The 26,914-nt window shown below is 61.8% G+C and carries 26 protein-coding genes, 1 tRNA gene and 1 pseudogene; 15 read left to right on the top strand and 13 right to left on the bottom strand.

Annotated features, from left to right (window positions below; all coding sequences use genetic code 11):
- The 4 genes and pseudogenes from GG26_RS09490 to nusB form a co-directional block, all read left to right on the top strand.
- Positions 1-122: pseudogene (locus tag GG26_RS09490) on the top strand (IS200/IS605 family transposase); the annotation flags it as partial.
- A gap of 136 nt (positions 123-258) precedes the next feature.
- Positions 259-1,116 carry a Cof-type HAD-IIB family hydrolase gene (locus GG26_RS09495; protein WP_011429257.1) on the top strand — a complete coding sequence of 286 codons (858 nt, stop codon included), beginning with the start codon at positions 259-261 and terminating at the stop codon, positions 1,114-1,116.
- Between the two features lie 11 nt (positions 1,117-1,127).
- Positions 1,128-3,287, top strand: a complete 2,160-nt coding sequence (locus tag GG26_RS09500) for an ATP-dependent helicase (RefSeq protein ID WP_041438062.1) — start codon at positions 1,128-1,130, stop codon at positions 3,285-3,287.
- A 119-nt stretch (positions 3,288-3,406) separates the two neighbouring features.
- The gene (gene nusB / locus GG26_RS09505; protein ID WP_099812516.1) at positions 3,407-4,273 is read left to right on the top strand and encodes a transcription antitermination factor NusB; all 867 of its coding nucleotides are present in this window, start codon (positions 3,407-3,409) and stop codon (positions 4,271-4,273) included.
- A gap of 389 nt (positions 4,274-4,662) precedes the next feature.
- On the opposite strand, the gene GG26_RS09510 is transcribed toward nusB, so the two are convergent.
- Positions 4,663-4,734: transfer RNA gene (locus tag GG26_RS09510), tRNA-Gly, on the bottom strand.
- A gap of 108 nt (positions 4,735-4,842) precedes the next feature.
- On the opposite strand from GG26_RS09510, the gene ssuE reads away from it, so the two are divergent.
- A complete protein-coding gene (gene ssuE / locus GG26_RS09515; protein ID WP_011429260.1) occupies positions 4,843-5,394 on the top strand; it encodes an NADPH-dependent FMN reductase in 552 nt (183 codons plus the stop codon).
- A gap of 63 nt (positions 5,395-5,457) precedes the next feature.
- Here the strand turns inward: ssuE and GG26_RS09520 are convergent, their stop codons facing one another.
- Positions 5,458-5,877 carry a hypothetical protein gene (locus tag GG26_RS09520; RefSeq protein ID WP_011429261.1) on the bottom strand — a complete coding sequence of 140 codons (420 nt, stop codon included), beginning with the start codon at positions 5,875-5,877 and terminating at the stop codon, positions 5,458-5,460.
- A gap of 168 nt (positions 5,878-6,045) precedes the next feature.
- Between GG26_RS09520 and GG26_RS09525 the strand changes: the two genes are divergently transcribed.
- A complete protein-coding gene (locus GG26_RS09525) occupies positions 6,046-7,695 on the top strand; it encodes a hypothetical protein (protein ID WP_011429262.1) in 1,650 nt (549 codons plus the stop codon).
- Here GG26_RS09525 and GG26_RS09530 read toward each other — a convergent pair.
- From GG26_RS09530 to GG26_RS09545, 4 genes are all read right to left on the bottom strand, one after another.
- Complete coding sequence (locus tag GG26_RS09530) at positions 7,689-8,882, bottom strand: glycosyltransferase (protein ID WP_011429263.1); 1,194 nt, start codon at positions 8,880-8,882, stop codon at positions 7,689-7,691. The two genes, GG26_RS09525 and GG26_RS09530, sit on opposite strands and share 7 nt — an antisense overlap.
- Positions 8,883-8,884: 2 nt before the next feature.
- Positions 8,885-9,298, bottom strand: coding sequence for a PH domain-containing protein (locus GG26_RS09535; RefSeq protein ID WP_011429264.1), 414 nt, complete (start codon positions 9,296-9,298; stop codon positions 8,885-8,887).
- Positions 9,299-9,387: 89 nt separating this feature from the next.
- Positions 9,388-9,894 carry a hypothetical protein gene (locus GG26_RS09540; RefSeq protein WP_240527286.1) on the bottom strand — a complete coding sequence of 169 codons (507 nt, stop codon included), beginning with the start codon at positions 9,892-9,894 and terminating at the stop codon, positions 9,388-9,390.
- 22 nt (positions 9,895-9,916) lie between these two features.
- Positions 9,917-10,798: an ion transporter gene (locus GG26_RS09545; RefSeq protein WP_011429266.1), complete on the bottom strand. Its 882-nt coding sequence runs from the start codon at positions 10,796-10,798 to the stop codon at positions 9,917-9,919.
- A 140-nt stretch (positions 10,799-10,938) separates the two neighbouring features.
- Here GG26_RS09545 and GG26_RS09550 point away from each other — a divergent pair, with 140 nt between their 5' ends.
- Positions 10,939-11,532 (top strand): Maf family protein, encoded by a 594-nt coding sequence (locus tag GG26_RS09550; protein ID WP_099834680.1) that lies wholly within the window; start codon positions 10,939-10,941, stop codon positions 11,530-11,532.
- Here GG26_RS09550 and gatB read toward each other — a convergent pair.
- The 3 genes from gatB to GG26_RS09565 form a co-directional block, all read right to left on the bottom strand.
- On the bottom strand, positions 11,529-13,001 hold the full coding sequence (gene gatB, locus GG26_RS09555) for an Asp-tRNA(Asn)/Glu-tRNA(Gln) amidotransferase subunit GatB (protein WP_414390219.1): 1,473 nt from the start codon (positions 12,999-13,001) through the stop codon (positions 11,529-11,531). The two genes, GG26_RS09550 and gatB, sit on opposite strands and share 4 nt — an antisense overlap.
- A gap of 65 nt (positions 13,002-13,066) precedes the next feature.
- Complete coding sequence (locus tag GG26_RS09560) at positions 13,067-13,351, bottom strand: acylphosphatase (protein WP_099812511.1); 285 nt, start codon at positions 13,349-13,351, stop codon at positions 13,067-13,069.
- Positions 13,348-13,539, bottom strand: a complete 192-nt coding sequence (locus tag GG26_RS09565; protein WP_041438067.1) for a hypothetical protein — start codon at positions 13,537-13,539, stop codon at positions 13,348-13,350. Before GG26_RS09565 ends, GG26_RS09560 begins: the two co-directional genes overlap by 4 nt.
- A 167-nt stretch (positions 13,540-13,706) precedes the next feature.
- Between GG26_RS09565 and GG26_RS09570 the strand changes: the two genes are divergently transcribed.
- From GG26_RS09570 to GG26_RS09580, 3 genes are all read left to right on the top strand, one after another.
- Entirely contained in the window at positions 13,707-15,149 is a 1,443-nt protein-coding gene (locus tag GG26_RS09570) for a gamma-aminobutyraldehyde dehydrogenase (protein WP_414390222.1), read from the top strand.
- A 125-nt stretch (positions 15,150-15,274) separates the two neighbouring features.
- Positions 15,275-17,293 (top strand): magnesium chelatase ATPase subunit D, encoded by a 2,019-nt coding sequence (gene bchD / locus GG26_RS09575; RefSeq protein ID WP_414390258.1) that lies wholly within the window; start codon positions 15,275-15,277, stop codon positions 17,291-17,293.
- Positions 17,294-17,416: 123 nt separating this feature from the next.
- On the top strand, positions 17,417-18,124 hold the full coding sequence (locus GG26_RS09580; protein ID WP_414390225.1) for a DUF2993 domain-containing protein: 708 nt from the start codon (positions 17,417-17,419) through the stop codon (positions 18,122-18,124).
- Positions 18,125-18,486: 362 nt separating this feature from the next.
- Here GG26_RS09580 and GG26_RS09585 read toward each other — a convergent pair whose 3' ends face one another.
- Positions 18,487-18,903 (bottom strand): VOC family protein, encoded by a 417-nt coding sequence (locus GG26_RS09585; RefSeq protein WP_071813547.1) that lies wholly within the window; start codon positions 18,901-18,903, stop codon positions 18,487-18,489.
- Between the two features lie 165 nt (positions 18,904-19,068).
- Between GG26_RS09585 and GG26_RS09590 the strand changes: the two genes are divergently transcribed.
- From GG26_RS09590 to GG26_RS09605, 4 genes are all read left to right on the top strand, one after another.
- Positions 19,069-20,097 carry a rod shape-determining protein gene (locus GG26_RS09590; protein WP_011429276.1) on the top strand — a complete coding sequence of 343 codons (1,029 nt, stop codon included), beginning with the start codon at positions 19,069-19,071 and terminating at the stop codon, positions 20,095-20,097.
- A gap of 60 nt (positions 20,098-20,157) precedes the next feature.
- Complete coding sequence (gene mreC, locus GG26_RS09595) at positions 20,158-20,901, top strand: rod shape-determining protein MreC (protein ID WP_011429277.1); 744 nt, start codon at positions 20,158-20,160, stop codon at positions 20,899-20,901.
- On the top strand, positions 20,888-21,517 hold the full coding sequence (gene mreD / locus GG26_RS09600) for a rod shape-determining protein MreD (protein ID WP_011429278.1): 630 nt from the start codon (positions 20,888-20,890) through the stop codon (positions 21,515-21,517). The genes mreC and mreD overlap by 14 nt, the downstream gene beginning before the upstream one ends.
- Before the next feature lie 287 nt (positions 21,518-21,804).
- Positions 21,805-22,032 carry an indolepyruvate ferredoxin oxidoreductase subunit alpha gene (locus tag GG26_RS09605; protein WP_011429279.1) on the top strand — a complete coding sequence of 76 codons (228 nt, stop codon included), beginning with the start codon at positions 21,805-21,807 and terminating at the stop codon, positions 22,030-22,032.
- 38 nt (positions 22,033-22,070) lie between these two features.
- Here GG26_RS09605 and GG26_RS09610 read toward each other — a convergent pair whose 3' ends face one another.
- The gene (locus tag GG26_RS09610; protein ID WP_011429280.1) at positions 22,071-22,595 is read right to left on the bottom strand and encodes a YIP1 family protein; all 525 of its coding nucleotides are present in this window, start codon (positions 22,593-22,595) and stop codon (positions 22,071-22,073) included.
- A 431-nt stretch (positions 22,596-23,026) separates the two neighbouring features.
- Positions 23,027-24,979 (bottom strand): protein kinase domain-containing protein, encoded by a 1,953-nt coding sequence (locus GG26_RS09615; protein ID WP_414390230.1) that lies wholly within the window; start codon positions 24,977-24,979, stop codon positions 23,027-23,029.
- 130 nt (positions 24,980-25,109) lie between these two features.
- Between GG26_RS09615 and GG26_RS09620 the strand changes: the two genes are divergently transcribed.
- On the top strand, positions 25,110-25,967 hold the full coding sequence (locus GG26_RS09620; protein ID WP_011429282.1) for an inositol monophosphatase family protein: 858 nt from the start codon (positions 25,110-25,112) through the stop codon (positions 25,965-25,967).
- Here the strand turns inward: GG26_RS09620 and GG26_RS09625 are convergent.
- Complete coding sequence (locus tag GG26_RS09625) at positions 25,922-26,905, bottom strand: glycosyltransferase family 2 protein (RefSeq protein WP_011429283.1); 984 nt, start codon at positions 26,903-26,905, stop codon at positions 25,922-25,924. The two genes, GG26_RS09620 and GG26_RS09625, sit on opposite strands and share 46 nt — an antisense overlap.
- Positions 26,906-26,914: the final 9 nt, after the last annotated feature.

The following is a 26,914-nucleotide window of genomic DNA, read 5'->3' on the forward strand; positions in this document are numbered from 1 at the left end:
AAAGTCAACGGTACAATCACTACAACCATGGTGTGGGGCTAGCGGTTGTTTATCTCATTTTTTGGCCAAAGAGAAGGAAAAAGGTCTTGGTAGGAGAAGTCAGGAAGAGGTTGTTTGAGCTATGAAACTATATCAACGACCCCCATCATGGGTAAGCGACTAAAGTGGCTAGCGGGCTTTTCCGCCCTGCACTAAAGTGCGGGGCTACCCAGCTATCCTTTTGTGTTAGTGTCTGGGAGGTTGCCAGGAGGAGGGGCAATGCAAACCGGAGCAGAAGCTCAAGTCCAACAGCGAAAAAAGGAGGCAGGATCCTGGAGAGACATTCGGCTGTTGGTATTGGACATCGACGGCACGATTGCCGGGCCTTCCAACCAGGTTTCGGAGCCGGTGCGGCAGGCCATTCAAAAAGCCAAGGCGGCAGGCGTGCGGGTAGCCATTGCTACAGGTCGGATGCATCGCTCTGCTGAGCGGTTTCACTACGCCATTGGGGCCGATATGCCCCTCTGCAGCTATCAGGGGGCGCTCATTCGCGATCCCGACAGCCAAAAGACCTTGAAGCATTGGAGCCTGGACTGGTCGCTGGCGGAGGAGCTGCTGCAGGTGCTGCAGGATCAGCCGGTGGGGGTGCACCTCTACATCGACGATCAGCTCTATTTGCGGGAGCTCAGCCCCCTCAGCCAAGCCTATGCCGAGCGCTCCCAGGTGCCGTTCCAGATGCTCTCCCCCGCCCAACACGGGAAAAGCCCCACCAAGATCCTGGCTGTTTCGGAGGATACGGAGTTTCTGCAGCAACTCCAGGGATCCCTGCGGCAGCGGTATTCTCCTGAGCAGATCTACCTCACCCGCTCGGAGCCGATTTTTTTGGAGGCCACCCATGCGGCGGTGAACAAGGGCAATGCCGTTCGTTTTCTGGCGGAAGAGCTGCTGGGGGTGTCGGCGGATCAGGTGATGGCCATCGGCGATGGCGACAACGACATCGAGATGCTCCAGTATGCGGGGATCGGGGTAGCCATGGGGAACGCCTCGCCGGCTCTGCTGCCCCACGCTGATTGGGTTGCTCCCCCCGTCACCGAAGATGGGGTGGCGGTGGCCATTGAGACCTTTATCCTCGGCTAGTTGCGGATACAATGGTGAGCTTGGCAGATTCTCCTTTTCCCCAAGTCACGTTGCGTCCAGAACAGCAACGGGCATTGGCGTATCGGTCGGGGCCTCTGGGGATCGCGGCAGTTCCGGGGAGCGGCAAGACGTTTATCCTGGAGCTGCTAATCGCCGATCTCATCCTGAATCGCGGCGTTCCACCGGAGCGCATTGGGGTGTTCACCTACATGCGTTCGGCGCGAAGCAATTTGATCAACCGCATCAACCAACGCCTGCAACAGGCGGGCTATCCGGATCGCTTTACCCAAGCCTTCACCTTGCACTCGCTGGCGCTGCGGGTGTTGCGGGAGGTTCCCGGCCCTTGGGAAGAGCTGTCCATCCTGGAGGAATATGAACAGGAGCGCCTGCTCAGCCGTCTCTGCCGCGCCTGGCTCGCCCACCACACCCACCTCTGGGAGCCCTTGATCCCTGCCGAGAAGCCCCACAAGGTGGTCCGAAACCGGCTGCGGTTTCGACGCAGCTTCCAGCAGATGGTGCGGGCGGTGATCAGCACGGCCAAGAATCTGCGTCTGGGGCCGGAGGCGATCCCCACAACTACTCAGGGCTATCTGGGCTGGGCGGCCCCCATCTATGCTGCCTACCAAGCGGAGCTGCGTCGCCTGGGCAAGCTGGACTACGACGACCTGGGCTGGCAGGCAGTGGAGCTAATCGAGCGCGACCCGGCCCTGCGGCAGCAGGTGCAAAATTGGTACGACTACCTATTCGAGGACGAGGCCCAGGACAGCTCCCCCCTCCAAGAAGAGCTGCTGCGGCTGCTCAGCCAGCGCACCGGCAACCTGGTACGGGTCGGGGATCCCAACCAAAGCATCATGGGCACCTTCACCACCGCCGAGCCGCGGCTGTTTCGCGCCTTTTGTCAGGCCAATCCCCAGGTGACGTTGAAAGAGTCCAGCCGCAGCGCCCCCCAGATCCTGGAGTTGGCCAACCGCCTGGTGGACTGGGTGAACCAGAAGCACCCCATCCCAGCCCTGCGCACCGCCCTGGCTCCCCAGCACATTTGCCCGGCCAGCGCTGGCGGCCTAAATCCCCCGGCCAGCGAAGGGGAGGTGGTGTTTCGCCGGGTAGTCGGATCCCCGGAGCAGGAGCTGCAGGAGGTGACGCGGTGGGCCCTGGCAGCCGCCCAGGCTTTTCCCGACCAGACGGTGGCCATTCTGGTCACCACCAACGAGCTGGGGGGCAAGGCCCTCGACTACCTGCGGGAACTGGGGGCAGAGCAGGTGATCGATCTGTTGCGGGGCAACCCCAGCCAGCGGCGGGTGTTGCTGCAACTCAAGGGAATCATCGACTGGTTGGCCCAGCCCATTTCCTCTGCCCGCTTGGCCGCTGCTGTGGATCACCTGGCCGACTGGGCCGGGATCCCGCGCCTGGAGCTGGGGCCGATGCTGGACTGGATCCGCGCCTCGCTGCCGGAGCGGCTGCTATTTCCCCAGTTTGGGGAAGCCCCCACTTTGCCGGATAGCCCCTCTTGGCAAAACTTGGGCAGGCTGCTGCGCATCCTTGCCGGTTGGCTGCGGGCCGGGCGCTCCCCTTGGCCGGAGGTGCTCAATGTGATTGTCCAAAGCCTCTACCGCAAGCCGGAAGAGCTGTTTGTGGGTTGCTACGTCATCGACCAGTTGGAGCAGGTGCTGGGATCCCTGCCCGAGGTCGATTGGCAGGAGATTGCCCAAGAATTGCGGGTGATTCTGGATCGCCGCCTCAACAACCTGCCCTCGGAGATCTTTGCCTTCAACCCGGAGCCGGGCAGCATCACCGTTACGACTCTGCACCGCGCCAAGGGCTTGGAATGGGATCAGGTGTTCATCCCCCAGGTGTCGGCCTACGAGTTTCCCACCTACTCTGAAGAGCGACCGGTGGGGCTGAGGTTTTTGGAGGATGTCGATATGAGAGCAGAAGCCCTGGCCCAGTTGCGGCAGCTCAGCCGCAGAAGTTGTTGGGAGCAGCAGGCCGACTCGGCCACCGAGCAAGCCTTTTTGGATCTGGCCGCAGAGCGGCTGCGGCTGCTGTACGTGGGCATCACCCGCAGCAAACGGCGGCTTACCCTCTCCGTCTCCAGCCAATCTCGCTTTGGCGAAGAGCAGAGTGCATCGTTGGTGTTTCGCGTGTTGAGCCGCCCTTGCGAGGCAAGTTGACAGCGAGGCGCCCGGGCCTCTGGTTCTTCATTGCCCCGCGGCAGGCTGCTAGCATGGCTAAGCCCGATAGCGCCGCCTTGCGCGATGGGGCAGTCGTTTAAAAACATGGGTATTCTGCAATGCAACCTCGGCGTGTTGCCCGCGAACTGGCCCTGCTGGGGGTCAACCAACTGCCGGCCACAGCGGCCAAACTGAGCGAAAAACAACTGGAGGACTTGCTGCTGGCAGCCATCCGCGCTCTGCAGGAAGAGACCCATGAAACTCTCTCCACAGCGGCGGCGGAGATCCAGCGCAGCGATCGCCTGTTGCACGAGAGCGATCCCCTGTTATTGGCCGCTTCTGATGCCAAGGAAGAGGGCGGAGCTCGCTCTCTTACTGTCCGCCTTCAGCAGGCCCAACGACATCTGCAACGCTTGGAAACGGCTCTGAAGGAGGCCAACGCCGGCGACACCGTGCAGGGAGAATTGCTGGAGCTGGCCCACCAAGCCCAAGTGGCCCTCAGCAACGCCGGCCAAGCCCTGGAACACCTGGAACAGCGGCTGTACAGCGTCCGCCGCATCCTGGATGAGGTCGTTCAGTTGTCCCAAAAGGCGGTCAACCGGCTGGGAGTTGCCCTCTCCATGCCGGAGCTGTTGCACATTGCCCAAGCTCAAGAGGTACGCGCCTACGCTCTCCAACTGTTGACCGCCCTGCGCACCCATAAGGAGGCTATCGACGCCCGTTTGCAAGGGGTTTTGGTAGGCTGGCAACTGAAGCGGGTGGGGCGGATCGAGCGCGATATCCTGCGCCTGGCGGTAGTGGAAATGGAGATCCTGCGCAGCAGCCCCGACAAGGTCGCCATCAACGAAGCTGTAGAATTGGCCAAAAAATACGGGGATCCGGAGGCCGCCGCTTTTGTCAACGGGGTGCTACGGCGGGTGGTGGACAGCCGCATGGAAGCCCCTTTCGGTCGGAATCCTTCGCCAGCCGGGGATCTCAGAAGCTAGGCTCCTCACTGCCTTAGGGTGAAGGCCCTGCGTGGGGCAGATTGTTTGACCCTCCTACCGCCCAGGGGATTTTTACGCAGTCCGCAAGCGGACTCACAGAGGCGTTGTCAAGACACCTCTAGACAGTTCCTGGAGGCAAGGCCCCAAGGTTCTGCTGACTTTTCTGATCGCGTCAGCGGGACGGAGTCGTTGCAGGTTGGCTGAGACGGCAGTCTCTTCCGGACGCTTGCCACCGGTCGGGTTTTTCACCGTCTTAGGGGCTCGCCTGGGAACGGCACGCCTCGGTGATAACTATGCCATTGATGAGCAGCTAAAGTTGCTCACGGGCCTTTCCGCCCCGCACTCAAGTACGGGGCCAGCCAGCTATCCCTCTGTGTTTTCGATGGGGAAGCGGGCGATGAGATTCGAACTCACGACATCCAGCTTGGGAAGCTAGCGTTCTACCACTGAACTACGCCCGCAGGGATCCAGGCTCGACAACCTGGAGACTTTCCTAACGCATAGTTTAGCATTTCTTGGACGGGATCCCTGGTACAACAGAAGCAGCGTTCTACTTCTTTTGTTGATCCATGCCGGCCATCCTCCTGCTCTCCGGTAGTCCTGGCCCTCTTTCTCGGGAAGCCGCTGGCCCGCCACCGCGGTCGGAAGCGATTTTGCACCACGCTGCCGGGATCCTGTCCGGTCTGGGATTGACGACGGAGTTTGTCTCGGTGCGGGATTTGCCGCCAGAGGATCTGGTGCGGGTTAACTTTGAGAGCCCTCACCTCCAGCAGATTCAGGAAAAGGTGGCCCAGGCTGCCGGGATCGTCATCTCTGCTCCTGTCTATAAAGCTTCTTATCCAGGCGTGTTGAAGGCGCTGCTGGATTTGCTAGACCAGGATGCTTTTACCGGCAAGGTGATTCTCCCCATTGCCACCGGGGGAACCCTGGCCCACCTGCTGGCCATCGACTTTGCCATGAAGCCGGTGCTGGCCGTGATGGGCGCAACCCATATCTTGAAAGGGATCTACATCCTCAGCTCGCAGATCCAGTTTGAGGCCGACGGCACCCTGCGGCTGGAGGCCGACATTGAAGAACGTCTGCAAGCAGGGATCCGGGCGCTTGCCCAGGCGGTGAAATAACGATTTTTCGTTCATGCGGAAGCGCCCAGCCAACAACTGAAAGGCAACTCTCCGGTGCAGCCTTCAGGGATCCCTCAACAGCACCGTCGCAGTCACAGCGGCACTTTGTCCCAACCGGTCGAAAACCCGTAAACTGAGCAGGTAAGAGCCGGGCACCAAGTTCAAAGGGGGGCGGATGCGGAAGCGAGTAGTGCAGGACACGTTGCCGGAGACACAGTTGACCTGGGCTGCTGACAGCGTCTGCACCTCGATCCCCGACCATGACACCTGAAACGCCAGCTCCGCTGGGAGCCGCCCCGGCACCGACACCGAGACCCCAACCTCCAAAAAGCCGCCCCGGCTAACGGCGGCAGGAATGTCGCTGCTGGTGATTAGCGGCGGCAGAGGGGGGCTGGCAGTGAGCGCGGCGGCACCACAACCGACCAGAGCCACGCCCAGCAGGGCCAGCGTCAACCCCCAAGGTTTGGATCCCAGCTTGATCACAGGGCTCCCGCTTCAGAACTCCATCCCCCAAGTATAGAGGATGGAGGCAACATCTCTAGCGTTAGTTTTGGGAGAACTCAAAAATTCACGCTATAGGTGGTGTCAAGCTGGATATTTGCCCGGAGCATCTGCTAGAGTAAAGCCCATAATCTGTCGAGCAGCCGGGCTATGGAAGTGGAAGAGGAGCTAAAAGCTTTGCGGGCGCGCGTGCGCAACTTGGAGCGATCCCTAGCAGAGTCAGAGGCACTGTCATTGCAGCAGATTGAATGTACCCATCGCCTGGAACAGCAACTGCTGGAAGCGCAGGCCCAACTGCAGGAGCGGGAGCAAGCTTTGCAGGCTTGTCAAGAGGAGAAGGCGCGGCTGGAACAACGTCCTACCCTGGAAGCTTTTCAGCTCCAACAGCAGCACATTGAAGAGTTACAAAATCTTCTCTGGGAAATGGAGCGCCGACCCACGCTGGAGCACTACCAGATCCTGCAGCAACAGTTGCAGACCAGCCAAGCAGAAATCGAAACCCTGAAGGCAGAACTGCAGCGGCGCGTCGATCCGGCCCGGTTCTATCAACTGCAGCAGGAGCTCTGGGAGCTGAAACAGCAGGCCAACCAGTTGGGGGAATACGCCGTCAAGTTGCCGCAGGTACAGCTTTTACAAGCCCAATCGCAGCTCCGCATTCAAGCGCTGGAGGAAGAGAAGGCGCAGTTGCAGGCGCAAATCCAGGAGCTGGCCGCTCGGCCCTCTGCGCAGGAAATGGAAGCCCTACGGGCGGAGCTGGAGGCGGCCCACCGCCAGGCCGAGGCTGAGGGGCAGCGTCTCAAAGCCGAGCTGGAAAGCGAAAAGGCACGCCTGCAAGCCGACCTGAATGCAGCGCAGCAACGTCTTCGCGAATTGGAAGAACGCCCTTCGCAGGAGCAATGGGCAAGCTTGCAAGCGGAGCTGAACCAGTTGCGCCAACAAGCCTCTTTTGCCAAGGCCGAGCGAACCACCTTGCTGGCGGAGCTGCAGCAGAGCCAGCAGCGCCAGGCAGAACAGGCCCAGCAAATTGCCAAACTGGAGGCGGAGCTGCAGGCTCTGCGCCAAGAGCGAAAAGCCCAAGTGGATCCCAGCGGCGAGGCGGAGTCTCTGCAGACGCAGCGGCTCCTTGCTCTAGAAGAGCAAGTGCAGGCTCTCACCCGGGAGCTCGACGCCTTGCGGGCCGAACGGGATCAGCTTCTCCAAGAGCTGGCTCAGCGGCCCACCCTTGTCCAGTGGCAGGAAGTGCAGCAGCAGCTTCGGGAGCTGGCCCAGCGACCAACTCGGGAAAGCCTGGAAGAAGCCCGGCGGGCACAGGAGCTGGCGGAGGCCCATCATCTGGTTAGCCAGAAACAGATCGAGAAGCTGCAGCAGCAGGTGGCGACTTTGAAAACCGAGTGTGTGCAGGCCCACGCCTATGCCCAAACTCAGGAAAAAGAGGTGGCCCTGTTGTTGCAACGCAATCAGGAGCTGGAGGAGCAGCTAGCCGCTCTGCGGCAGTCGTCTGCGGCTCCTCCCCAAGCAGGTGTCGAGCTCAGGTCTGGCCGCCCGGCTCAGGAACGGGTTCAGGCGGCAGCTGAAGGGCCTGCTCCCTCCCCAGCGGTGGCTGCCGCCCCACCCACCAGCCGACCCACAACTGGGAGAACGCCCGCTGGTGGGATCCCACCCCTTGCCCTTGAGGAGCGGCAGGATCGGGCGGAGAAGCTGCTGAGACGCTCCGCCTTGGCGGCTGCACGGGCTGGGGGAGAAGGGGGCAGCCGCAGCCGCATCGAGTTGCCGGCTTTTGTACAGCGGCGGCCCTACTGAGGCTGCCATTCTTGCGGATCCAAGCGCTCTCCCGCCTGGAAACGGGGCCAGGCCCAGCGCAGCAGGGATCCCAACTGGGCGTGGAACCGCTCCGGCGCAAATTGCAAGGCATGGGTCCGAATCCGCTGCGGATCCCATTCCTGGCGCTCCGCCTGGCGCAGCCCTTCGACGAGGGCTTCCACCCTGGCTTCGGGGATGAGGATCCCCGTCTGGCCGTGGATGACGGTCTCGCGAGTGCCCCCTCGGTTGAGGGCGACCACAGGACGACCACAGGCTTGCGCCTCCACCGCCACCAGGCCAAAATCCTCTTCCCAGGGAAACAGCAGCAGCCGGCAATTGGCCAGCAGCTCCTGCAGGCGGTCTTGGGGCTGGTGGGGCAAAAACTCCACTTGCGGCCCTGCCAGTTGCTTCAGTCGCGGCAGCTCCGGCCCTTCCCCCACCACTACCAGGCGGCGGCCCAGTTGCTTGCAGGCAGCAATGGCCAAATCCACCCGCTTGTAGGGCACCAGCCGGCCCACCACCAGGTCGTAGTCGGCTTGGGGATGGGTTACCGGCTCAAACCCCTGCAGCGGCACCGGCGGATAGATAACCACAGCCTCGCGGCGGTAGAGCTTGGCCAGGCGCCGGCGGATGTGCTGCGAGTTGGCAATCAATAGGTCTGGCCGCTGGGCTGCCACAAAGTCCCACTGGCGCAGGCGGTGCAACAGCCAGCGGCTGAGGGCGGCAAGCGGGCGGATCCCCGTCAACCCCTCCCGCTCCAGATAGAGCTCCTGGTTTTCCCAGAGGTAACGGGGCGGGCTGTGGATGTAGCTAAGGTGCAGAGTGGAAGGCCCTGTCAGGATCCCTTTGGCAAAGGCATGGCTGCTGGAGATGACGCAGTCATAGGCGGAGAAGTCAAAGCTCTCGTAGGCCAAGGGCATCCAGGGCAGCAGGTACTTAAGGCGGCTGTGATAGTTGCGCCGCAGCACCCCCAGCCAGCGGGCCCAGCCCTGCAAAAACGAGGTGTAAACCGACCGCTGCTGCCAGCTCGGCGGCAAGGTGTGGGACGAGAAGAGGCTGACGTAGAGAGGTGCCTGTGGGGCAAAGGCAAGGAGCTCCTGCAAAACCTTTTCCGATCCCCCTGGCCAGATCAAATACTCGTGCACCAGCGCCAGGCGCTGCGCCCAGGAGGGATCCCAAGCAGGCATGGCTAGGCTTGGGTCGAGGGGGACCTTTTGCCGATGGGCCCGCTTACTTGCCTGGCTTTCTCGTCCAGCCGTTCGCTGATGTAGGCGTAGATCTCGCGGAAGCGGGGCACTGCCCGCATCTCTAGGCGGCTGCCGTCTTTGAGGGTGAGCACCATATCGCCCCAGGTGCCTAGGCCCCGTGGCACCGTCACCACCTTGGCAATCTCTTTGTAAATGACATCAGAGCGCTCCTTGCCGCCCCAGCCGCCGATCACAGTGATGCGACGGTTGGTTATCCGGTAGTGAACCCAAAGCTTGCGCACCAGGGCGCCCACAAACAGAGGCAAGCCAACGAGGGTGAGGCCGAGGAAGGAGTTCAACACCAGATCGCCCGTGTGAGGGCCGCCCTCAAAAAAAACTTCTTCTTTGATCGCCATGCTCAGCCCACCTAATGTCGAATGTCAGCATCAACAATGCTAAAAACAATCTTAAGCTAAACGGTTTCTCACCCCAACTGTCTGCCGAGTTAGCGGTGGATGCGGGATCGAGTCAGTTTTTGGAGGGCTTGCCCCGAGCGGTAGGTAGCCAAGATCAGGTGAACAAACAACACCATCACCACCAGCGCCACCGCCACCGCCCCGACATTGCCCAGCCAGCCCCACCCTTCCAGACCTGTCAGAGCCACCAAAGCCCAAGAGGCAGGGTGCAGCATTCCCCCCAAAAGAAGAATCTGGGAGAACAGGTGCCCGGCTGTGAAGCGGGATCCCAACGCCACCAGCGCCAGGCCGCCGCCGATGTTGATCAGCCCCATATTGCCCAAAAAGGCGTAGCAGATGTGCCAGGCGTACTTTTGTTTGGGCACCTCTTGCCAGGAAAGGGGTTCCCTAGGGATCCCTGGCAAATCTTGCGGAGCGGGCAGCAGCGGCTGAACCTGACTGAGGATGAGGCCCAGGACGATGGCTGCCAGCAGCATCACCACTCCCGCCTTTACATTGAGCTTGCCAGGGATGGCCAATTCAGGATGTGCCAACATTGCAGGTTCTCTCGATCCCGTCCTAGCCTATCCTGTCTTTGCCCCCAACCGGCAGATTGGCCAGCGGACTGCTGGCTGGAGAGGCTTGGCTATCCGGATAGAGCGGCGTGCCGCAGCGCTTACAAAACTGGGCATCCTCATCGTGCTGGGAGAGGCCGCATCCCGGGCAGGCCCACTGCAGCGAGGTGCCGCTTTTCACCAGTTGCTTGATCAGCTCCCCTACTTGCCAAGGGATCAGGGCCACGCCCGTCAGGATCATCAGCACCGTCAACAGCCGGCCCAGCTCAGAGGTGGGGGTGAGATCCCCAAACCCTACCGTGGTCATGGTAACAACCGAAAAGTAGAAAGCATCCAAAAAGGTGGCAAAAGCGCCGGGATTGGCCGGATGTTCCACCTGGTAGATGAGGCCAGAGTAGACGAAGACAATCGCAAAGAGAGTAAAAAGGATGCGCAACAAGATGCGGGTGTCGGCGGAGATGACCTGACCAAAGAGGGTCTTGCCCTCCACCAGGCGCAGCAGCCGCAAGATACGAAACCAGCGCAAGAGGCGGATAAAGCGAATATCCGTCAGCCCGGCAAAAAAAGGCAAAATCGCCAGCAAGTCAATGAGCGAATAGAGGCTGAAGACGTAGCGCAGCTTCTGCAGGGCCGCTGCCCAGCGCAGTAGATATTCCACCACGAATAGGCCGAGGATGAGGCGATCCAGCCGCTCCAGCCCAAGGCGGAGTTGGGGGGGAATGGGGTAGGTCTCCACTACAAAAAAGGCAGACGAACAGAAAACCAGCACCGCCACCAGCCAATTGACCCAGCGGCTTTCGGGTGTGTCCTGATCCCCCCAGTAGCGCTGGAGGAGGCCAGCAGGGGCAAGCTCAGTTTGGGTGGCCTGGGAGGGTAGGGTGGTCACAGACGGGATCCCGTTGGGAAGAGATCGAGAGGGTTTCCCTTGAGCGCCTATCGGGCGTACCTTGACTAGGTTAATGGAAACTAGTAGTAGAGCAAACTTCAGTCCTGCAAACGTCTAGGCTTGAGTTGAGCATTGAATCGATGTTGCCTCCCATTGTCCTGGCTTCGCAATCTCCTGCCCGCCGCCAATTGTTAGAAGCTGCCCGGATCCCTTTTCGCGTTCAACCCAGCTACTTTGACGAAAGCCAAATCCAGAGCCCGGATCCGGTGGAGCTGGTGCAGAAGCTGGCTGCGGCCAAAGCCGAAGCGGTGGCGGCTCAGCAACGGGAGCCCGTCTTGGTGATCGGGGCTGACTCCGTGCTCTACCTAGGGGGGGAGATCCTGGGCAAGCCGGCCAATGCTCTAGAGGCGGAACGGCGCCTGCGGCAAATGCGGGGCGAAGTGGGAGAGCTCTACACGGGCCATGCCTTGATTGACACGAGGCAGAACCGCCGCCTCGTCCACTATGCGGTAACACGGGTGTTTTTTGCCAAGCCCAGCGACGAGGAGATCCGCGCCTACGTGGCCACCGGCGAGCCGCTCAATTGTGCTGGCTGCTTTGCCATTGACGGCCGCGGCAGCTTGTTTGTGGAGCGGATCGAGGGGTGCCCTGGCAACGTCATTGGGCTGAGTTTGCCGTTGCTGCGGCGCATGATCCAGGAATTGGGCTATTCCCTCACCGAAGCCTGGAATTAGCCGTCTAGATGCCGCTTGAGCAGCTCGTTGGCCAGCTTGGGATCCGCCCGTCCTTGGGTTTTTTTCATCAGTTGCCCGACAAAGTAGCCGAAGAGCTTGGTTTTGCCCTCCCGGTACTGCTGCAGTTGCTCGGGGTTCTCGGCCAGCACCTCGGCGATCATTGGCTCCAAGAGGCTGCTATCGGAGATCTGGGTCAGGCCCTTGGCCTCCACCAGGGCGCAGGCCGAGCCGCCTTTTTCCAGCAGCTCCGGCAGGATCTCCTTGGCAATTTTGCTGGAAATAGTGCCTTGCTCGATGAGGCCGATTAGCTCAGCCAGGGTTTCCGGCTTCAAGGCGATGTCCGGGTAGTCCAGCTTGTGGGTGTTGAGGTAGCTGGCGATGTCGCTCATCATCCAGTTGGCGGCTGCCTTCGGGTCGGCGCCGGCAGCAACCACGGCCTCAAAGTACTCGGCGGTGTTGCGTTCGTCGCTGAGGTAGCGGGAGTCATACACCGAGAGGCCGTACACCTGTTGGTAGCGCCGCCGCTTCACACTGGGCAATTCCGGCAGCTCCGCCTGCCAGCGGGCTTTTTGCGCTTCCGTCACACGAATGGGCGGCAGATCCGGCTCCGGAAAATAGCGGTAGTCGCTGGATCCCTCTTTCTTGCGCATGCTGATGGTGCGCTGGCTGTTTTCTTCCCAGAGGCGGGTCTCCTGTACGATGGGCTCGCCTGCTTCCACGGCCTTAACTTGGCGGTTGAACTCGTACTCGATGGCCCGCTGGATGGCGTTGAAGGAGTTCATGTTCTTGATTTCCACCTTCGTGCCAAAGGTCGGGGAGCCCAGCGGGCGCACCGAGATGTTGACGTCGCAGCGCAGGGATCCCTCCTGTAGGTTGCCATCGCACAGCCCGGCGTAGCGGAGGATGCGGCGCAGCTCCTGTACATACTCGGCTGCTTCTTCCCCAGTGCGGATATCCGGCTCGCTGACGATCTCGATGAGGGGAACTCCTGCCCGGTTGAAATCCACCAGGGAATAGCTGGATCCCGACAGCCGATCGCTGCCGGCATGCACCAATTTGCCCGCGTCTTCTTCTATGTGCAAACGGGTGATGCCGATGCGCTTGCTGCGGCCGTCGCTGAGCTGGATCTCGACCCAGCCGTGGGTGGCAATGGGCAGGTCGTACTGGGAGATTTGGTAGTTTTTGGGCAGGTCGGGGTAGAAGTACTGCTTGCGGTCGAACTTGCTGTAGGGGGCGATGGTGCAATTGAGGGCCAGGCCAGCCTTGACCGCGTATTCCAGCACCTTCTCGTTCAGCACGGGCAGGGTGCCGGGCAGGCCCATGCAGACAGGGTCAATTTGGGTGTTGGGGGGAGCGCCAAAGGCCGTCGCGCTGCTGGAGAAGATCTTGGAGCGGGTGCTGAGCTGGCAGTGCACCTCCAGCCCAATCACAGCTTCGTATTCCACTTTGGCAGGGGCAGCAACCGTCATGGCCAAACGAGAAAGAGTAGGTTTTCCCATTCTAGTGGGATATCGCTAGCTGCTGAGCTGCTGCCTCAAACGGTGGGGCGGATCTCGAAGGTGGAGAGGCCTTCGGGTGGCTCGAAGCGGTGTTCGACGGCCTCCACCCGCGAGCCGGGGCTGCCCTGCTGGCACCAGCGCAACATCGCCTCCACCGCCGCCGGGGATCCTTCAAAAACCGCCTCCACCCGGCCATCCCGCAGATTGCGCACCCAGCCGTGGACGCCGGCGTTGCGGGCCATGGCTTCGGTGTAGGCCCGAAACCCCACTCCCTGAACCCGCCCGCGCACCCAAACGTGAACGCGAACCCTGTCGCTCATGCTGAGGGGGATCCCTCCGAGGTGTTGCCAAGTTCTGAAGCCGAGGGCGACTCGGCTGGCTGGGCCGTAGCTTTCTCCGCCTGCTGCTCTAGGCGCTGCCAGAGAAAGTTGACAAGGGCAACCAGTCCCACGATCCCCAGCGAGATCCCGCCGGCGTACCCAATGGCTTGCCACAGCACAGGAGACATAGGCCAACCTCGCTGGTGCAGAAAGCTCCCTTCTGACCTTACCAGACGGAAACCCCAAGAGAGGGGATCCCTGGCGGCTTGGCCCTCTCCTCGACAACGCCCTCCAAGCTGGACAAGATTCGGCACAATGGGGAGAAGTGTTGCTAGCGAGCAGTTGAGAAGAGGCCATGGCCCACAAACTCTGGATCGACGGCCAATGGGTTGACAGCCAAGGGGGAAACCTGATGGTCATCGAGAACCCGGCTACGGGCGAGCAATTGGCGGAGGTGGTGGACGCCAGCCCTGCCGATGTGGATCGGGCGGTGCAGGCGGCCCACACGGCTTTCTACGATGGCCGTTGGTCGAAGCTCACCCCCGGCGAGCGATCCCTGGCCCTCTGGAAGTTGGCGGATCTCATCGAAGCTCGCGCTGCCGAGCTGGCCCGTCTGGAGTCGGAAAACACCGGCAAGCCCTACGAGCTGGTCAGCTTGGGAGGGGATCTGGCCTTTGCGGTGGATAACCTGCGTTTCTTTGCCGCTGCCGCCCGCGACATCCATGGTTTGAGCGCCGGAGAATACGCCAGAGGTTACACCTCGCTATTTCGCAAGGAGCCAGTGGGGGTGTGCGCGCAAATTACCCCTTGGAACTACCCGCTGCTGATGGCCGTCTGGAAGATCGGCCCCGCCCTGGCTGCCGGCTGCACAGTAGTGCTCAAGCCCGCTCCCACCACCCCTCTGACTACCCTGATGCTGGCGGAGCTGACTGCTGAGGCCGGGATCCCGCCGGGGGTGGTCAACATCATTACCGGAGGCGATGCTACCGGCCAAGCCCTGGTGGAGCACCCGCAGGTACGCATGGTCAGCCTCACCGGCTCTACTGCCACTGGCAAGCAGGTGATGCGGACGGCGGCAGACACTCTCAAGCGGGTGCATCTGGAGCTGGGAGGCAAAGCCCCGTTTTTGGTTTTCGAGGATGCCGACGTGGAGACTGTGGCCGCCAAGGCTGCTTTTGCCGCCACCTTCAACAGCGGCCAGGACTGCACGGCAGCCACCCGCCTCTATGTGCACGAGAGCAAGCTGGCGCAGATGCAAGAGGCCATCGTCGAGGCGATGCGCAAAGTAAGGCTGGGATCCCCTTTTGAGGCGGGGGTGGAGATGGGGCCCTTGGTCTCGGCAGCCCAGCGGGAGCGGGTGAGGGGATTTGTGGAGCGGGCCAAAGCCGAGGGAGCCAAGGTGCTGACCGGCGGGCGGATCCCTCCTCAGTTTGACCGGGGCTACTACTACGAACCCACAGTGATTACCCATGTCGATCAAAAAGCGGAGATCGTGCAGAGTGAGGTTTTTGGGCCGGTCCTCACGCTCGGCTCGTTCCGCGAAGAAGCGGAAGCGCTACGCCTGGGCAATGACGTCCTATACGGGCTGGCGGCTTCTGTGTGGACTCAAGACCTCGGACGAGCCATGAAACTGGCCGCCGATCTGGAGTTCGGAACCGTCTGGATCAACGATCATCTCCCCATCGCCTCCGAGGCTCCCCACGGCGGCTTCAAGCAATCGGGATTTGGCAAAGATCTCTCGGCAGAGGCCGTGCGAGAGTATCAAATTGCCAAGCATGTGATGATTGCTACTTGTTGAGGGGTGGCTCTGGCAACCTCGTTCGAGGAAGAGGCTAGCGGTAGCCAGTTGGCAAGGCTCCGGGAAACTCCTACAAGCGATAGACTTGAGTGCATGTCTCCCTACCTCGAGCCCCTATCGTGCCGATGGCCACGTTCTACTCCTCAACCTCAGGATCGGCAGCTCTAGCCCCTCCCCGCACTTTCCCTCTTACCGCCGTGGTCGGCCAGCAAACCGCCAAGCTGGCTCTCCTGTTGGCGGCGGTGGATCCCAGCTTGGGAGGAGTGGTGCTGGTGGGGCCGCGCGGCACGGCCAAGTCGGTCTTGGCCCGAGGGATCCACGCCCTGCTGCCCCCCATCGAGGTGATTGCCGGCTCCTATTGCAACGACGACCCGGCGCGGCCCGAGACCTGGTCGGACTGGGCCAAGGCCCGCTACCCCCAGGGAACGACACCCCCCACCCAGGTGATAGCTCCTCCCTTTGTCCAGGTGCCTTTGGGGGTGACGGAGGATCGGCTGCTGGGATCGGTAGATGTGGAGGCCTCGGTGAGGCAGGGGGAAACGGTTTTTCAGCCGGGGCTCTTGGCTGCCGCCCACCGCGGCGTGCTCTACGTGGATGACATCCACCTCTTGGACGACGCCATCGTCAACCTGCTGCTGACGGTGGTGGGAGATGGGGTCAACCGCCTGGAGCGGGAAGGGCTGAGCCTGCAACACCCCTGCCGGCCTCTCTTGGTGGCCACCTACAACCCCGAAGAGGGATCCCTGCGCCCCCACCTGCTGGATCGCCTGGCGCTGGTGGTGCCGGTGGGGCAGGAGCTGAGCCTGGAAGAGCGCAGGGAAATTGTCCAGCGGGCAACGCAATTTGTCGACGCTCCCGAGTCCTTTCTGGCGGAACACCAAGCGGAACTGGAGGAAATCCGCACCCGCATTCTCCTGGCGCGGGAGTGGCTGCCCCAGGTCAAGCCCAAGCGGGAACAGATCCTCTACCTGGTGCAAGAAGCCATCCGCGGCAACGTCCAAGGCCATCGAGGGGAGCAGTTTGCCCTGCGGGCCGCCTGGGCCCTGGCCGCCCTGGAGGGACGGGATCGCCTGGTGGCCGAGGATCTGCAACAGGCAGTGCAACTGGTGCTGCTGCCCCGCGCCCGCTACGATCCCGACCAACCCCCGCCGCCACCCCAATCGCAACAGTCGGATCCCCAGCCGCCAGAGCCCGACAAGGAGGGGGAAGACAGAGAAGAGACGGAGCCCCAGCCGGAAAATCCCAGCCTGCCCCAGGAGTTTTTCTTCGATCCCGAACAAGTGGCCCTCGACCCGCGCCTCTTGGCCTTTGCCCAATCCCTCAACAAACAAGGGAAAACGGGATCCCGCAGCCTGGTGTTCAGCGCCGACCGGGGCCGCTACGTCAAGCCCATCCTGCCCCAGGGCGCCAATCCCTGCATCGCCGTCGACGCCACTCTGCGGGCGGCTGCCCCCTACCAGAAAAGCCGCCGCCAGCGGCAGCCGGGGCGGGCCGTCATTGTTGAGCCCGGCGACATCCGCGCCAAGAAGCTGGCCCGCAAGGCAGGGGCCTTGGTGATCTTCGTGGTAGACGCCTCCGGCTCCATGGCCCTCAACCGCATGCAGGCGGCCAAAGGCGCCGCCCTGCGCCTGCTCACTGAGGCCTACCAAAACCGCGACAAAGTTGCCCTGATTGCCTTTCGCGGCGAGGCTGCCGAGGTGCTGCTGCCCCCCACCCGCTCCATCGAGCTGGCCCGCCGCCGCCTGGAATCCCTGCCCTGCGGCGGGGGATCCCCACTGGCCCATGCCCTCACCCAAGCGGTGCGCCTGGGGGTGAACGCCCGCGCCAGCGGCGACGTGGGAGAGGTGCTCCTGGTAGCCCTCACCGATGGCCGGGCCAACATCCCCCTCAGCCGCTCCCTGGGACGCAGCGAAAGCGATCCCATCGACCTGAAGCAGGAGCTGCGGGAGATCGCCCTGCGCATCCGCGCCCTGGGATTGAAGCTGCTTCTCATCGACTCGCAGAGCCGCTTTGTAACCACCGGTTTCAGCGCCGAGCTGGCGGAACTGGCGGGCGGACGGTACTTTCATCTGCCCCGCGCCACCGACCAGGGGATCGCAGCCGTGGCCCGCTCGGCCATGCAAGAGGGACGCCCATACCCTTGAGAGAGCAGCTCTCCCTCGGTAGGAGCTGTAACTTTTCTTAATGGTTGGTTATGATCCCTGTAGGCGCTCTTAGCTTGCCCTATGGTCACAGGACTCCTGCCAGAACTCTCTTTGCCTCATCCCATGCTTACTGACTGGGTCAGCCGGGGAGTGAGCGCAGCCATTCGCGCTCTCTTCAAGCAGGCAGAGCAGCTGGAGGCGCGCGTGCGGGCAGAGCCCATTGCCAAGCTGTTGCAAGGACGCATCGACAGCTTTGAGCTGGTGGGCCAGAACCTGCAGATGTACAACGGCCTGCGGCTTTCGCTTTTAGAGCTGTTTTGCAACGCTGTAGCCATTGACTTTAGCCAAATCTGGCAGGGTCGGATTAAGCTGCGGCAGCCGGTGCAGGCCAGGATGCGGGTGGTGCTGAGCGAAGCGGATCTGGCGCGATCCTTTAACACCCCTTTTGTGCTGAACAAGCTGGCTCAGGTGGATCAGGGGGGCAAGCCGCTCTCATTTCATCAGGTCGAGGTTCACCTCACCCCAGAGCAGCGGTTGCGATTGCAGGCCGAGGTTCAGCCAGGGGGAGAAAAGCCCTTGCAGGTGGGCTTTTCCGCTCGCATCGAGGTGCTAGAACGTCGCCGCATTTGCCTTGCCGATCCGCTGTTTGAGGGCGACACGGAGGAGGGGCGGGCCCTGAGCCGAGCCTTGGTGGATCACCTGAATGCGCTCCTGGATTTGGATCGGCTAGCCCTGCAAGGGAGCAAGCTGCGAGTAGATCGGGTGTGCCTACAGCCTCACCAGATGATCCTCTACGGCAGCGCTGCTCTGGTGCGGTTTCCCACCCGCTAGCCCCCCTGGGAAAATGCTTGACAACCTTTTGGAAGGCGGGTACGCTCAGGGGTGGTGAGGAGTGAAGAGAAGAAGCCTCTGGGGTCGAAACACGGACAGACGCCCAGAGGTTTTTTCATGACCTGCTCAGCCTCAACGGGGACACCGCCATCCCTACCTAGCCTCCGAGTTTTAACTATTCTCAACCACAGGGGATGGGGGACTTTTCCCAACACCCCGGCCTCTTGCCCCAATTGGGAAAAAGCCTGTCCCCCCAAACTGGCTACGACCCTTTGAATTCAGTCTGGGACATAGCACCTGCCACAACTTTTTTTGCTCGAAAAGGTTCCAAAGAGTCTCCCCTGAGCCTCAGGGGTCTTGGTTCAGTTGCAAGTCCCCTCCCAGGTCATCGCCTGCCAGAAGGCCGCAGAAGGTTGGTGCAACACAATGCGATTGCCATCGGGATCCCGGAAGTCCACCTCCTGGCCGTGAAAGGCCTGCCGCAGCGGCGAAACGGAGATCTGGTGCTCCGCCAACACCGCCGCCAGGGATCCCAGGCATGCCGCCAGATCCTGCACCTGCAGGCAAAGACTTGCTGCTCCCGCCTGGGCGGCAAACTCTGGATGGAGACTGCGGTAGAGGCCCAGTCGCAGGCCAGGCAGGCGAAACTCCACATACACTGGCTCTCCCTCCCTGGAGAGCTGGACTTGGGGCGGGATCCCCAAGAGGGCCTGGTAAAAGTGCAACAAACGGGGCAAATTGGGGGTGGCCAAGCTCAGCAAAGCTGCAGCAATCTGCATCGCAACCGGAAAAAGGAAGCTACTCATTCTAATCCGAACTTCCGCTGATAGCCAGCCCTAACTGCGCCACTCGGAAAGGGATCCCCGCCTCTCCTAGGATTGGACTATAGTAGGTAGCGAGACTTGCTGCTCTTTCTTCACGAATAAAAACTGGAGCAACCTACCGTGGGGCTATTCAGCCGATTTTCCCGTGACATGGGCATCGATCTGGGCACGGCCAACACCCTAGTCTATGTGGCTGGCCGCGGCATTGTCCTACAGGAGCCCTCTGTCGTCGCCATCGACCAAAACACCAAACAACCGCTGGCCGTGGGGGAAGATGCCAAAAAAATGTTGGGCCGTACCCCGGGCAACATCGTGGCTGTGCGTCCTCTGCGGGATGGGGTGATCGCCGACTTCGACACGGCGGAGATGATGCTGAAGCACTTCATCCAGCGGGTGCATGGAGGTCGTTACTTGATCGCCCCGCGCATCGTCATCGGGATCCCAAGTGGGGTGACCGGCGTAGAGCGACGGGCAGTGATGGAAGCGGCCCTGCAAGCCGGCTCGCGGGAGGTGTATTTGGTGGATGAGCCGGTGGCAGCAGCCATCGGCGCGGGGCTGCCGGTGCAAGAGCCCACCGGGAACATGATCATCGACATCGGCGGCGGCACCACCGAGGTGGCCGTCCTCAGCTTGCAAGGGATCGTCCTCAGCGAGTCGGTGCGGGTGGCAGGAGACGAGCTGAGCGAGGCCATCATTCAGTACATGAAAAAAGTTCACAATCTCACCATCGGGGAGCGCACTGCCGAAGAGATTAAAATTCAAATCGGCTCTGCCTACCCAACTCAAGAGGAGATGACCATGGAAGTGCGGGGGCTGCATTTGCTTTCGGGTTTGCCCCGCACTGTGACGGTGAAGAGCACTGAGATCCGTGAGAGCATGGCCGAGCCCCTCTCGGTCATTGTGGAGGCCATCAAGCGCACCCTGGAGCGCACGCCGCCGGAATTGGCGGCAGACATCATCGACCGCGGCATTATGTTGGCGGGAGGGGGGGCGTTGCTCAAGGGGCTAGACGCCCTGATCAGCCATGAGACCGGGATCCTGGTTCACATTGCCCCGGATCCCCTCAGTTGTGTGGTGCTCGGTACAGGGCGGGTTTTGGAGGATTTCAAAACCTTGGGTCGAGTGTTGAGCGGCAGCTTCAAGGGTTAGAGGAGTTTCCTCTGAATCCCTGATTCGAGGTGTGAGTCGAGTGGGTTAGAGAGGTATTGCTTGAATCGGCTACACCAGTGGTGGATGCGTTATGGTTTGGGGTTGCTCCTGTCTGCTTCGGCGATAGGAGGGGCGTGGGCTTTGCGCCAGACCCAGGGATCCCTGCTGGTGGAGCTGTACAGTTGGCTCACCGCACCCATCCGTCCACCTGTGGATCCTGACGCCGTACTTAGCCAGGCCGCCACCCGCGAGCTACAGGCCCTGGTGGCCGAGCTGCGGCACCAAAACCGCGAGCTGAAGCGCCTGCTGCAATTTACCGAGCAAATGCCCCAAGCAGGGATCCCGGCGGCGGTGGTGGGCCGCAGCGCCGATCACTGGTGGCAACAGCTCACCCTCAGCCGCGGCAGCCAGCATGGGGTCAGGGTAGGAGATGTGGTTATGGCACCGGGGGGATTGGTCGGGCGGGTTGAGGCGGTAACCCCCAACACCAGCCGCGTGCTGCTTATTAGCGATCCCACCAGCCGTGTCGGGGTGATGCTCAGCCGCAGCCGGCACATGGGCATCTTGCGGGGCACCGGCACCCAGAACGCCATCTTGGATTTTTTCGATAAGGATCCCAAAGTGGAAGTGGGGGATGTGGTGGTAACTTCGGGCCTGAGCAGCTTCTACCCGGCGGGGGTTGTGGTGGGAACGGTTCGAGCCATCAACCTGGATGCCAGCCCTGCCCCACAAGCCACAGTCGAATTGTCGGCGCCCCTGGGCCTCTTGGAGTGGGCCTTGATTTACCGCTATGCTCAACCTTAAGTCTCGCCTCAATTGGCTGGTCACCGCCTTGTCAGGGCTGTTGGCGGTGGTGGCCCCTTGGTGGCGGGGGCCGGGCTTGGAGCTGGCGGGCCTAACCCCCGATTGGCCCCTGATCTGGGTGGTGTGCTGGAGCGTGCGGCGCAAGGCTTGGCAGGGGGCTGTTGCCGGGATCACATTGGGTTTTCTGCAGGATGCCCTGACCAACCCTTATCCTACCCATGCCCTGGGGTTGGCGGTGGTCGGGATCCTCACGGCCAAGTTGCAGAAGCAGCGCTACATGCAAGAGGACTTCATCTCCGTGGCTTTGATCGTCTTCGGCATGGTGGTGATTGCCGAGACGCTGATGGCGCTGCAATGGATGTGGCTGACGGCCTCTCAGGGATCCGCTGGCCTCGAGCCGGCGGAAATGGCAACTTGGTTGGATGGGTTGGCAAACTCCTCGCCCGCCGCCGGCGCCATTGGCGGCGATGGCCCCCGTTCTCTGGAGAGCATCTGGTGGAACCATCAGCGCAATGCCCTCACGTCGGCCATTTTAAGCAGCCTGTGGGCCCCCGCTCTCTATTGGCCCCTCAGCCGTTGGTGGCAATCTCAAGAGCAGGATTTGAGAGAGACCTAGCTGCAGGTTCTGCCGCCAGTGATCTGCATTCCCCACAGCCGCTGCCGGGCGCGATGGGACATCGGTTGCACAGCTACTGCTCCCAACGGCGGCAAAACGGTTCCTTGCCCCATTTCCTCTCTCCCTAGGAGAGGAACGGGGGGTGAGGGCTTGGGGTCGCTCTCAGAGGGATCCGTTTTCGCCTAAAATGACAAAGCCCTCTGCCACCCACTGCCAACGGGCCAACAGACTCTGGGCCAAGCGGATGGGAAGGTGTTGAGGTTGACTCGATTGAGGGAGAGGGATCCATGCCTCATACCATCGTCACCGATATTTGTGAAGGCGTTGCCGACTGTGTGGAGGCCTGCCCCGTCGCCTGCATTCACCCTGGGGACGGCAAAAATGCCAAAGGCACCGACTACTTCTGGATCGACTTTGCCACCTGTATTGACTGTGGCATCTGTCTTCAGGTTTGCCCTGTGGAAGGGGCGATCCTGCCGGAGGAAAAACCGCACCTGCAGCGAGTGCCCAACTAGCCCGGCGGGCTGCTTCTTCCCAATTTTGCAATTGCCTTTCAGCCCAGAGAAGCCAAAGCCACAACGGCGCTGGTCAACCAGTTCAAGGACAGGAGCCCGCCCAGGAAGGCCAACGGGATCAGACCCGCCAGGCGCCACCACTCCAGATCCAGCGCCACCGCTGCCGCCCGCACCTGCCAAACCACAAACCACAACAGCGCCACGAACCCCAACAGGGATCCGGCCACTCCGCCCAAGGATTGGGCAGGTCCCAGCAGCAGCCAGGGCAGGCCAGCAAAGCCCGTCAGGCAGAGGAGCGACGCAAAAGAAGGGGCAGCCCGCCCAAAACAAAAGGCCAGCGCCTGCAGCAGGGCCGCCAGGCTTACCCATCCCAGGAAGCCTGCCAGCAGCGCCAGCACCATGCTCGGCAGGTTTACCCCGAAACGACGCACAGCCTCGAGAATGTTCAGCAGCGCCACCACCCCAAAAGCTTGCCAGAGAACAGGCTGTTGCCGCAGCGAGCGAAAGGTGGGCTCCGGCAGAAACCAAGCGCCGTAAATGTTATCCAACAAAGAGTCGAGCATGGCCGGCAAAAAGTCGGTCTGCCCTCCTATCCTAGCCCAACGACAAGAGGGCTCCTCCAAAGCCAAGCAAATGCCGATCCCGTCCTTGGCAAAGCCCTGATGAGCACTTGACAAGCACGGCCCGCAGATGCGGTATGATGAGCTAAGGATTCTGAGGCGTTGGTGACTGCCGTTACGTTTTTGCGATCGATACCCTTCGACAATTAGGACGGGTGTGGATGTGAGAGCAGTAAGCCAAACTCGATTTGGAAACTATCGATAGTCATCCCCGATGTCCTACACTGGCTTTTCCAGGTCGAAAACCACGGTAAAACGGCGCAATAGGATCCTTAAGAAGGCTCTCGCTGGAGGGCCTTCTTGCTCTTAATGGCTGCACGGGATCCCTCGTCAGGCAAGTTTTGAGGGGAGCTGAGGTGGTTGTGGGATGGGGGTTAGGCGGCCTGTTGTTTGGCCTGTTGGCAATTTTGAACGGCAGGGATGCGGCGCCAATTTAAGTTAGCAAGCACCAGGGCGCTGAGGGGACGGGTGTGAGCCAGCAGCCCGGCAAGGAGCAGCAGCCAACGGCTCAAGGCAGAGCCGGCCAACAGCCAATGGATGAGCAGAGCTGCCCCTCCTCCTTCTACCCCTGCCGCCAAGACCCAGGCCCAGGCAACTTTCCCATGCCGGGACAGGAGGATCCCTTGCAATCCACCGACGCCAAGCCCCACCAGCAAGCCACGCAGCGGGCTGGCCATCGCCTGCAAGGCGTTCTGCAGCCAGGGATCCCTGGGATCGAAAGCGAAGGTTGCCATCCCCGCCTCCAGGGTATCTGCTGCTACCCAACCCAAAGCCGTGGCCAGCAGCGTGGCCGCCACCCACCGCCAAGAGACCTGCCGCCGCAATACCGCCCACTGGAGTAGCCCCATCCCCAAGCCCAGGCCGGCCCCGGCCACCGCTCCTTGGAGCGAACCCAAAGCAGCCAGCAGGGGAGCTGCCGCCCCCAGCCCCAGATAGCCGATCCCAGCCGCCGCCCAATTGGCCAGGAGCCAGCCCAGGGCCAATCCTTTGCGCTGGCGGGGCTTGCCTGAGGTGGGGAGGGTGGGCTTCTGGTGGGGGCTAACCTGTTCCTGGCCGACCTGCTGTTCGACCTCGCGCAGCCCCTGTTCTGCCGAGGGGTTACCCGGCTCCAGCCGCAGCACTCCTTGATAGTCCATCTGGGCAAGGCCCCAATGGCCCTGCCGCTGGTGGGCCAGGCCGCGGTATAGGTAGTAGCGGGCTTCGTTGGGGGCACTCTGGATCAGCTTGTTAAGCAGGTGGACAGCCATTTTGTATTCGCCTGCCTCGATCAAACGCACCGCCCGCTGCAGCTCTTCTTCCTCAGCTTCCGAAACAGGGGCGGCTCGGCTCTGCTGGGTGGCTTGCTGGCCAAAGCCGGCAGGGATCCGCTGCAGAGGAGCCTTTTGAGGGGGAGGCGGGATCTTGTCCCCATAGACGGCTCGGAGCTGCTGGGCCAGCTCCTCCATGGTGGCCGGGCGAAGGGCAGGGTCTTTCTCCAAGCAACGCAGCACCACCTTTTCTAGGGCCTCAGGGATGGGGTGGGGCAGCGGATGGTCTTGAAAAGGGCGGGGCTTTTGAAAGTTGTGGACGTGGTACCAGCCCTGCAGGGTGTCGGTCTCTGGCTCGAAGGGCAACGCACCGGTTAACAGCTCGTACAAAACCACCCCCAGGGAATAGATGTCGGAGCGGCCATCCAGCTTCTCTCCCCGCATCTGCTCCGGCGAGGCATAGACCATCGTGCCCAAAAAATACCCGGTTTGCGTCAGGCCACGAGAGGTTTCCCCCATGAGTTTGGAAATGCCAAAGTCCAGGAGCTTGACCCGTTCTTTGCCATCGGGCCCTTTTTGCACAAAGATGTTGCTGGGCTTGATATCGCGGTGGATGACCCCTCGAATCGAGTGTTTGCCCAGATCCATGTGAAAGTTGTGGGCGTGGTGCAGGGCCGAGCAAATTTGCAAAGCCAAGTTCACCACCCGCTCTGGGTGCAGGGGACCTTCCCGTGCCAACACATAGTCCAAGCCCTGGCCCGTGTAAGGCTTGGCCTTCAGGTACTCCATCACCAGGTAGGGCTGGTTTTGGTACAGACCGTAGGAGCGCACCTGCACAATGTTGGGGTGCTCGCCCAACAGGGCGCTGACCCTGGCCTCGTCCAGGAAGCGCTGCTGCAGTTGCTGGTAATACTCCGGCTCCATGTCTGGCGGCGGCGGGCGCAACAACTTAACGGCCACCGGCTCGTCATTCAACTGGGTATCCACCGCCTCGAACACATTGCCGTAGCCACCCTCGCTGATGTGGCGGGTCAGCCGGTAGCGGTTGCCAATCAGTTGTCCAATTAGGCGCTGGTTCATGGAGGAGGAGGGCCAGCCGAGGGGAGGGTCTACCTAAAATGATTCTAGTCAGCTTGAGGGCGCAAGACCTGTGGGTGAGGGATCCGCCCTTTTTCGCCCCAGAAGTCAGGGATCCCGCTAGGATTGGGGCATGGGTGCTTCTCCTGAAACCGCTTCTCTCCCGCCCTTCTGGCTGGAGGTTACCGAGTTTGCCCTGCAGGCCACGGCAAAGGTCGGAGCGCAGCTCTTGGCAGACTTTGGCCAGGCCTCCTCTACGGAAAAAGCGGACGGCAGCTTGGTGACCGCTTCTGACCAATGGGCGGATCGCGCCTTTCAGGAGGCAATTGCCGCGGCCTACCCGGATCACGGCTGCCTGAGCGAGGAGTCCAACCACATTTTCCTGGAGAAAGAGTGGTGCTGGGTGGTGGATCCCCTGGATGGCACCACCAATTTTGCCCACGGGATCCCCATCTGGGGCAGCTCGCTGGCGCTGTTGCACTGGGGTGTGCCTGTGTTTGGCTGTGTGCATCTGCCCCCCATCCGCCAGACTTTCTACGGCTACTGGCCTCAGTTTCCCGACGACGCGCCGGCAGGAGCTTTTCTCATCCGCCACGACCGGGATCCCGTCCGTCCTCAGCCCATTGGCCCCAGCACCGCCCCACCCGGACCCAACCAACTGTTTAATTTTTGCTCCCGCAGCAGCCACTGGATTAGCCCGCAATTTCCCTGCAAAGCCCGCATGCTGGGCGGCGCTGCCTACAACCTGCTGGCGGTGGCCGGCGGCAGCCTTTTGGGGGCGGTAGAACGCTCGCCCAAGATCTGGGATGTGGCGGCGGTGTGGGCCATTGTCAAGGGGGCCGGCGCCGTTTGGGAACCCCTTGGCCCTGCCGACCCGGATCCCGGAACGCCCTTGCTCCCCGGCAAGGACTATGGTCGGCTGACCTATCCGACGCTGGTGAGCGCTCAGAACAGGTGGATCCCCGTGTTTCGGGCTTTCATCGCTCTGTAGCTCTCGTAAACCGCCTGGACGTTGTACCAGTTGAGGAAGAAAACCCGACACAGCTCCAAGGCCAACTGCGAGCGGCCCTGCCGGATCAACCAGCGCAGCAGCGGCTCTAAGCGCTTCTCGTTCAGCCACCCCCCCAGCGACAGAAGGCCCCACAGGCATTGATGCAGAGGCGTCAGTTGGATCATCAGGCGCACGGCCCAGGTGGGGTGTTTTTGGTAAAAGAGAATACCCATGCGGCCCCGCTGCCGCTCCCGCTCGATGAGGGCTGGGATTTGCGCCAGCTCGAAGGGCGGATGCCAATGGTAGCCGGTGGCTTGGGGGCACTTGACCAGGCGCAGGCCCAGGCGCTTTAGCCGCACCCCCAGCTCCAGGTCTTCCCAGCCGTAGAGGTGAAACCGCTCGTCAAAGGGGCCGGCAGGGGTTTCACAAGCCCGCTCCAGCCAATGGCGGGCAATGGCCACGTTGCCGGTGGCAAAGAAGGCTGCCGAAAAATCGGTGGGCTTGAAGGGCTCGGAGCAGGGATCCCGAAAATTGCAGGTGTTGATTACCCGCCCGTAGGTGAAGACCTTGGCCTCGTGGGGCGAGTCGGGATTGCCGGTAACCCCGTGTCGCCGCAGCATCTGGGCATGAGCGGCCAAAAAGTGCTCCACCACCACCAGGTCGCTGTCGATAAAGACAATGATGGATCCCTGGGCGTGGCGAAACCCCAGGTTGCGGGCGGCAGCAGGGCCGCGGTGTTCTTGGCACAAAAGCCTGATCGGCGGCAAATCTGGCGGCTGGCTCTGCAGCCATTCCAGCGTGCCATCGGTGGAGCCGTCGTCCACCACCACCACCTCGTAGCCGTCGTAGGGGCCAGGCTGCTGCTGCGCCAAGGCCTGCAGACATTTCTGCAAGATGGGACGGCGGTTGTAGGTGGGGATGATGACGCTGATGTACACCGGGGATCC

The sequence above is a fragment of the Synechococcus sp. 'PEA 65AY6A-5F PE A' genome, from assembly GCF_047462575.1.
GTDB lineage: Bacteria > Cyanobacteriota > Cyanobacteriia > Thermostichales > Thermostichaceae > Thermostichus.

Coding starts and splice junctions, on each gene's coding strand:
- GG26_RS09495 (WP_011429257.1), top strand. CDS start 259: ATGCAAACCGGAGCAGAAGCTCAAGTCCAACAGCGAAAAAAGGAGGCA.
- GG26_RS09500 (WP_041438062.1), top strand. CDS start 1,128: ATGGTGAGCTTGGCAGATTCTCCTTTTCCCCAAGTCACGTTGCGTCCA.
- nusB (WP_099812516.1), top strand. CDS start 3,407: ATGCAACCTCGGCGTGTTGCCCGCGAACTGGCCCTGCTGGGGGTCAAC.
- ssuE (WP_011429260.1), top strand. CDS start 4,843: ATGCCGGCCATCCTCCTGCTCTCCGGTAGTCCTGGCCCTCTTTCTCGG.
- GG26_RS09525 (WP_011429262.1), top strand. CDS start 6,046: ATGGAAGTGGAAGAGGAGCTAAAAGCTTTGCGGGCGCGCGTGCGCAAC.
- GG26_RS09530 (WP_011429263.1), bottom strand. CDS start 8,882: ATGCCTGCTTGGGATCCCTCCTGGGCGCAGCGCCTGGCGCTGGTGCAC.
- GG26_RS09535 (WP_011429264.1), bottom strand. CDS start 9,298: ATGGCGATCAAAGAAGAAGTTTTTTTTGAGGGCGGCCCTCACACGGGC.
- GG26_RS09540 (WP_240527286.1), bottom strand. CDS start 9,894: ATGTTGGCACATCCTGAATTGGCCATCCCTGGCAAGCTCAATGTAAAG.
- GG26_RS09550 (WP_099834680.1), top strand. CDS start 10,939: ATGTTGCCTCCCATTGTCCTGGCTTCGCAATCTCCTGCCCGCCGCCAA.
- gatB (WP_414390219.1), bottom strand. CDS start 13,001: ATGACGGTTGCTGCCCCTGCCAAAGTGGAATACGAAGCTGTGATTGGG.
- GG26_RS09560 (WP_099812511.1), bottom strand. CDS start 13,351: ATGAGCGACAGGGTTCGCGTTCACGTTTGGGTGCGCGGGCGGGTTCAG.
- GG26_RS09565 (WP_041438067.1), bottom strand. CDS start 13,539: ATGTCTCCTGTGCTGTGGCAAGCCATTGGGTACGCCGGCGGGATCTCG.
- GG26_RS09570 (WP_414390222.1), top strand. CDS start 13,707: ATGGCCCACAAACTCTGGATCGACGGCCAATGGGTTGACAGCCAAGGG.
- bchD (WP_414390258.1), top strand. CDS start 15,275: ATGGCCACGTTCTACTCCTCAACCTCAGGATCGGCAGCTCTAGCCCCT.
- GG26_RS09580 (WP_414390225.1), top strand. CDS start 17,417: ATGCTTACTGACTGGGTCAGCCGGGGAGTGAGCGCAGCCATTCGCGCT.
- GG26_RS09585 (WP_071813547.1), bottom strand. CDS start 18,903: ATGCAGATTGCTGCAGCTTTGCTGAGCTTGGCCACCCCCAATTTGCCC.
- mreD (WP_011429278.1), top strand. CDS start 20,888: ATGCTCAACCTTAAGTCTCGCCTCAATTGGCTGGTCACCGCCTTGTCA.
- GG26_RS09605 (WP_011429279.1), top strand. CDS start 21,805: ATGCCTCATACCATCGTCACCGATATTTGTGAAGGCGTTGCCGACTGT.
- GG26_RS09610 (WP_011429280.1), bottom strand. CDS start 22,595: ATGCTCGACTCTTTGTTGGATAACATTTACGGCGCTTGGTTTCTGCCG.
- GG26_RS09615 (WP_414390230.1), bottom strand. CDS start 24,979: ATGAACCAGCGCCTAATTGGACAACTGATTGGCAACCGCTACCGGCTG.
- GG26_RS09620 (WP_011429282.1), top strand. CDS start 25,110: ATGGGTGCTTCTCCTGAAACCGCTTCTCTCCCGCCCTTCTGGCTGGAG.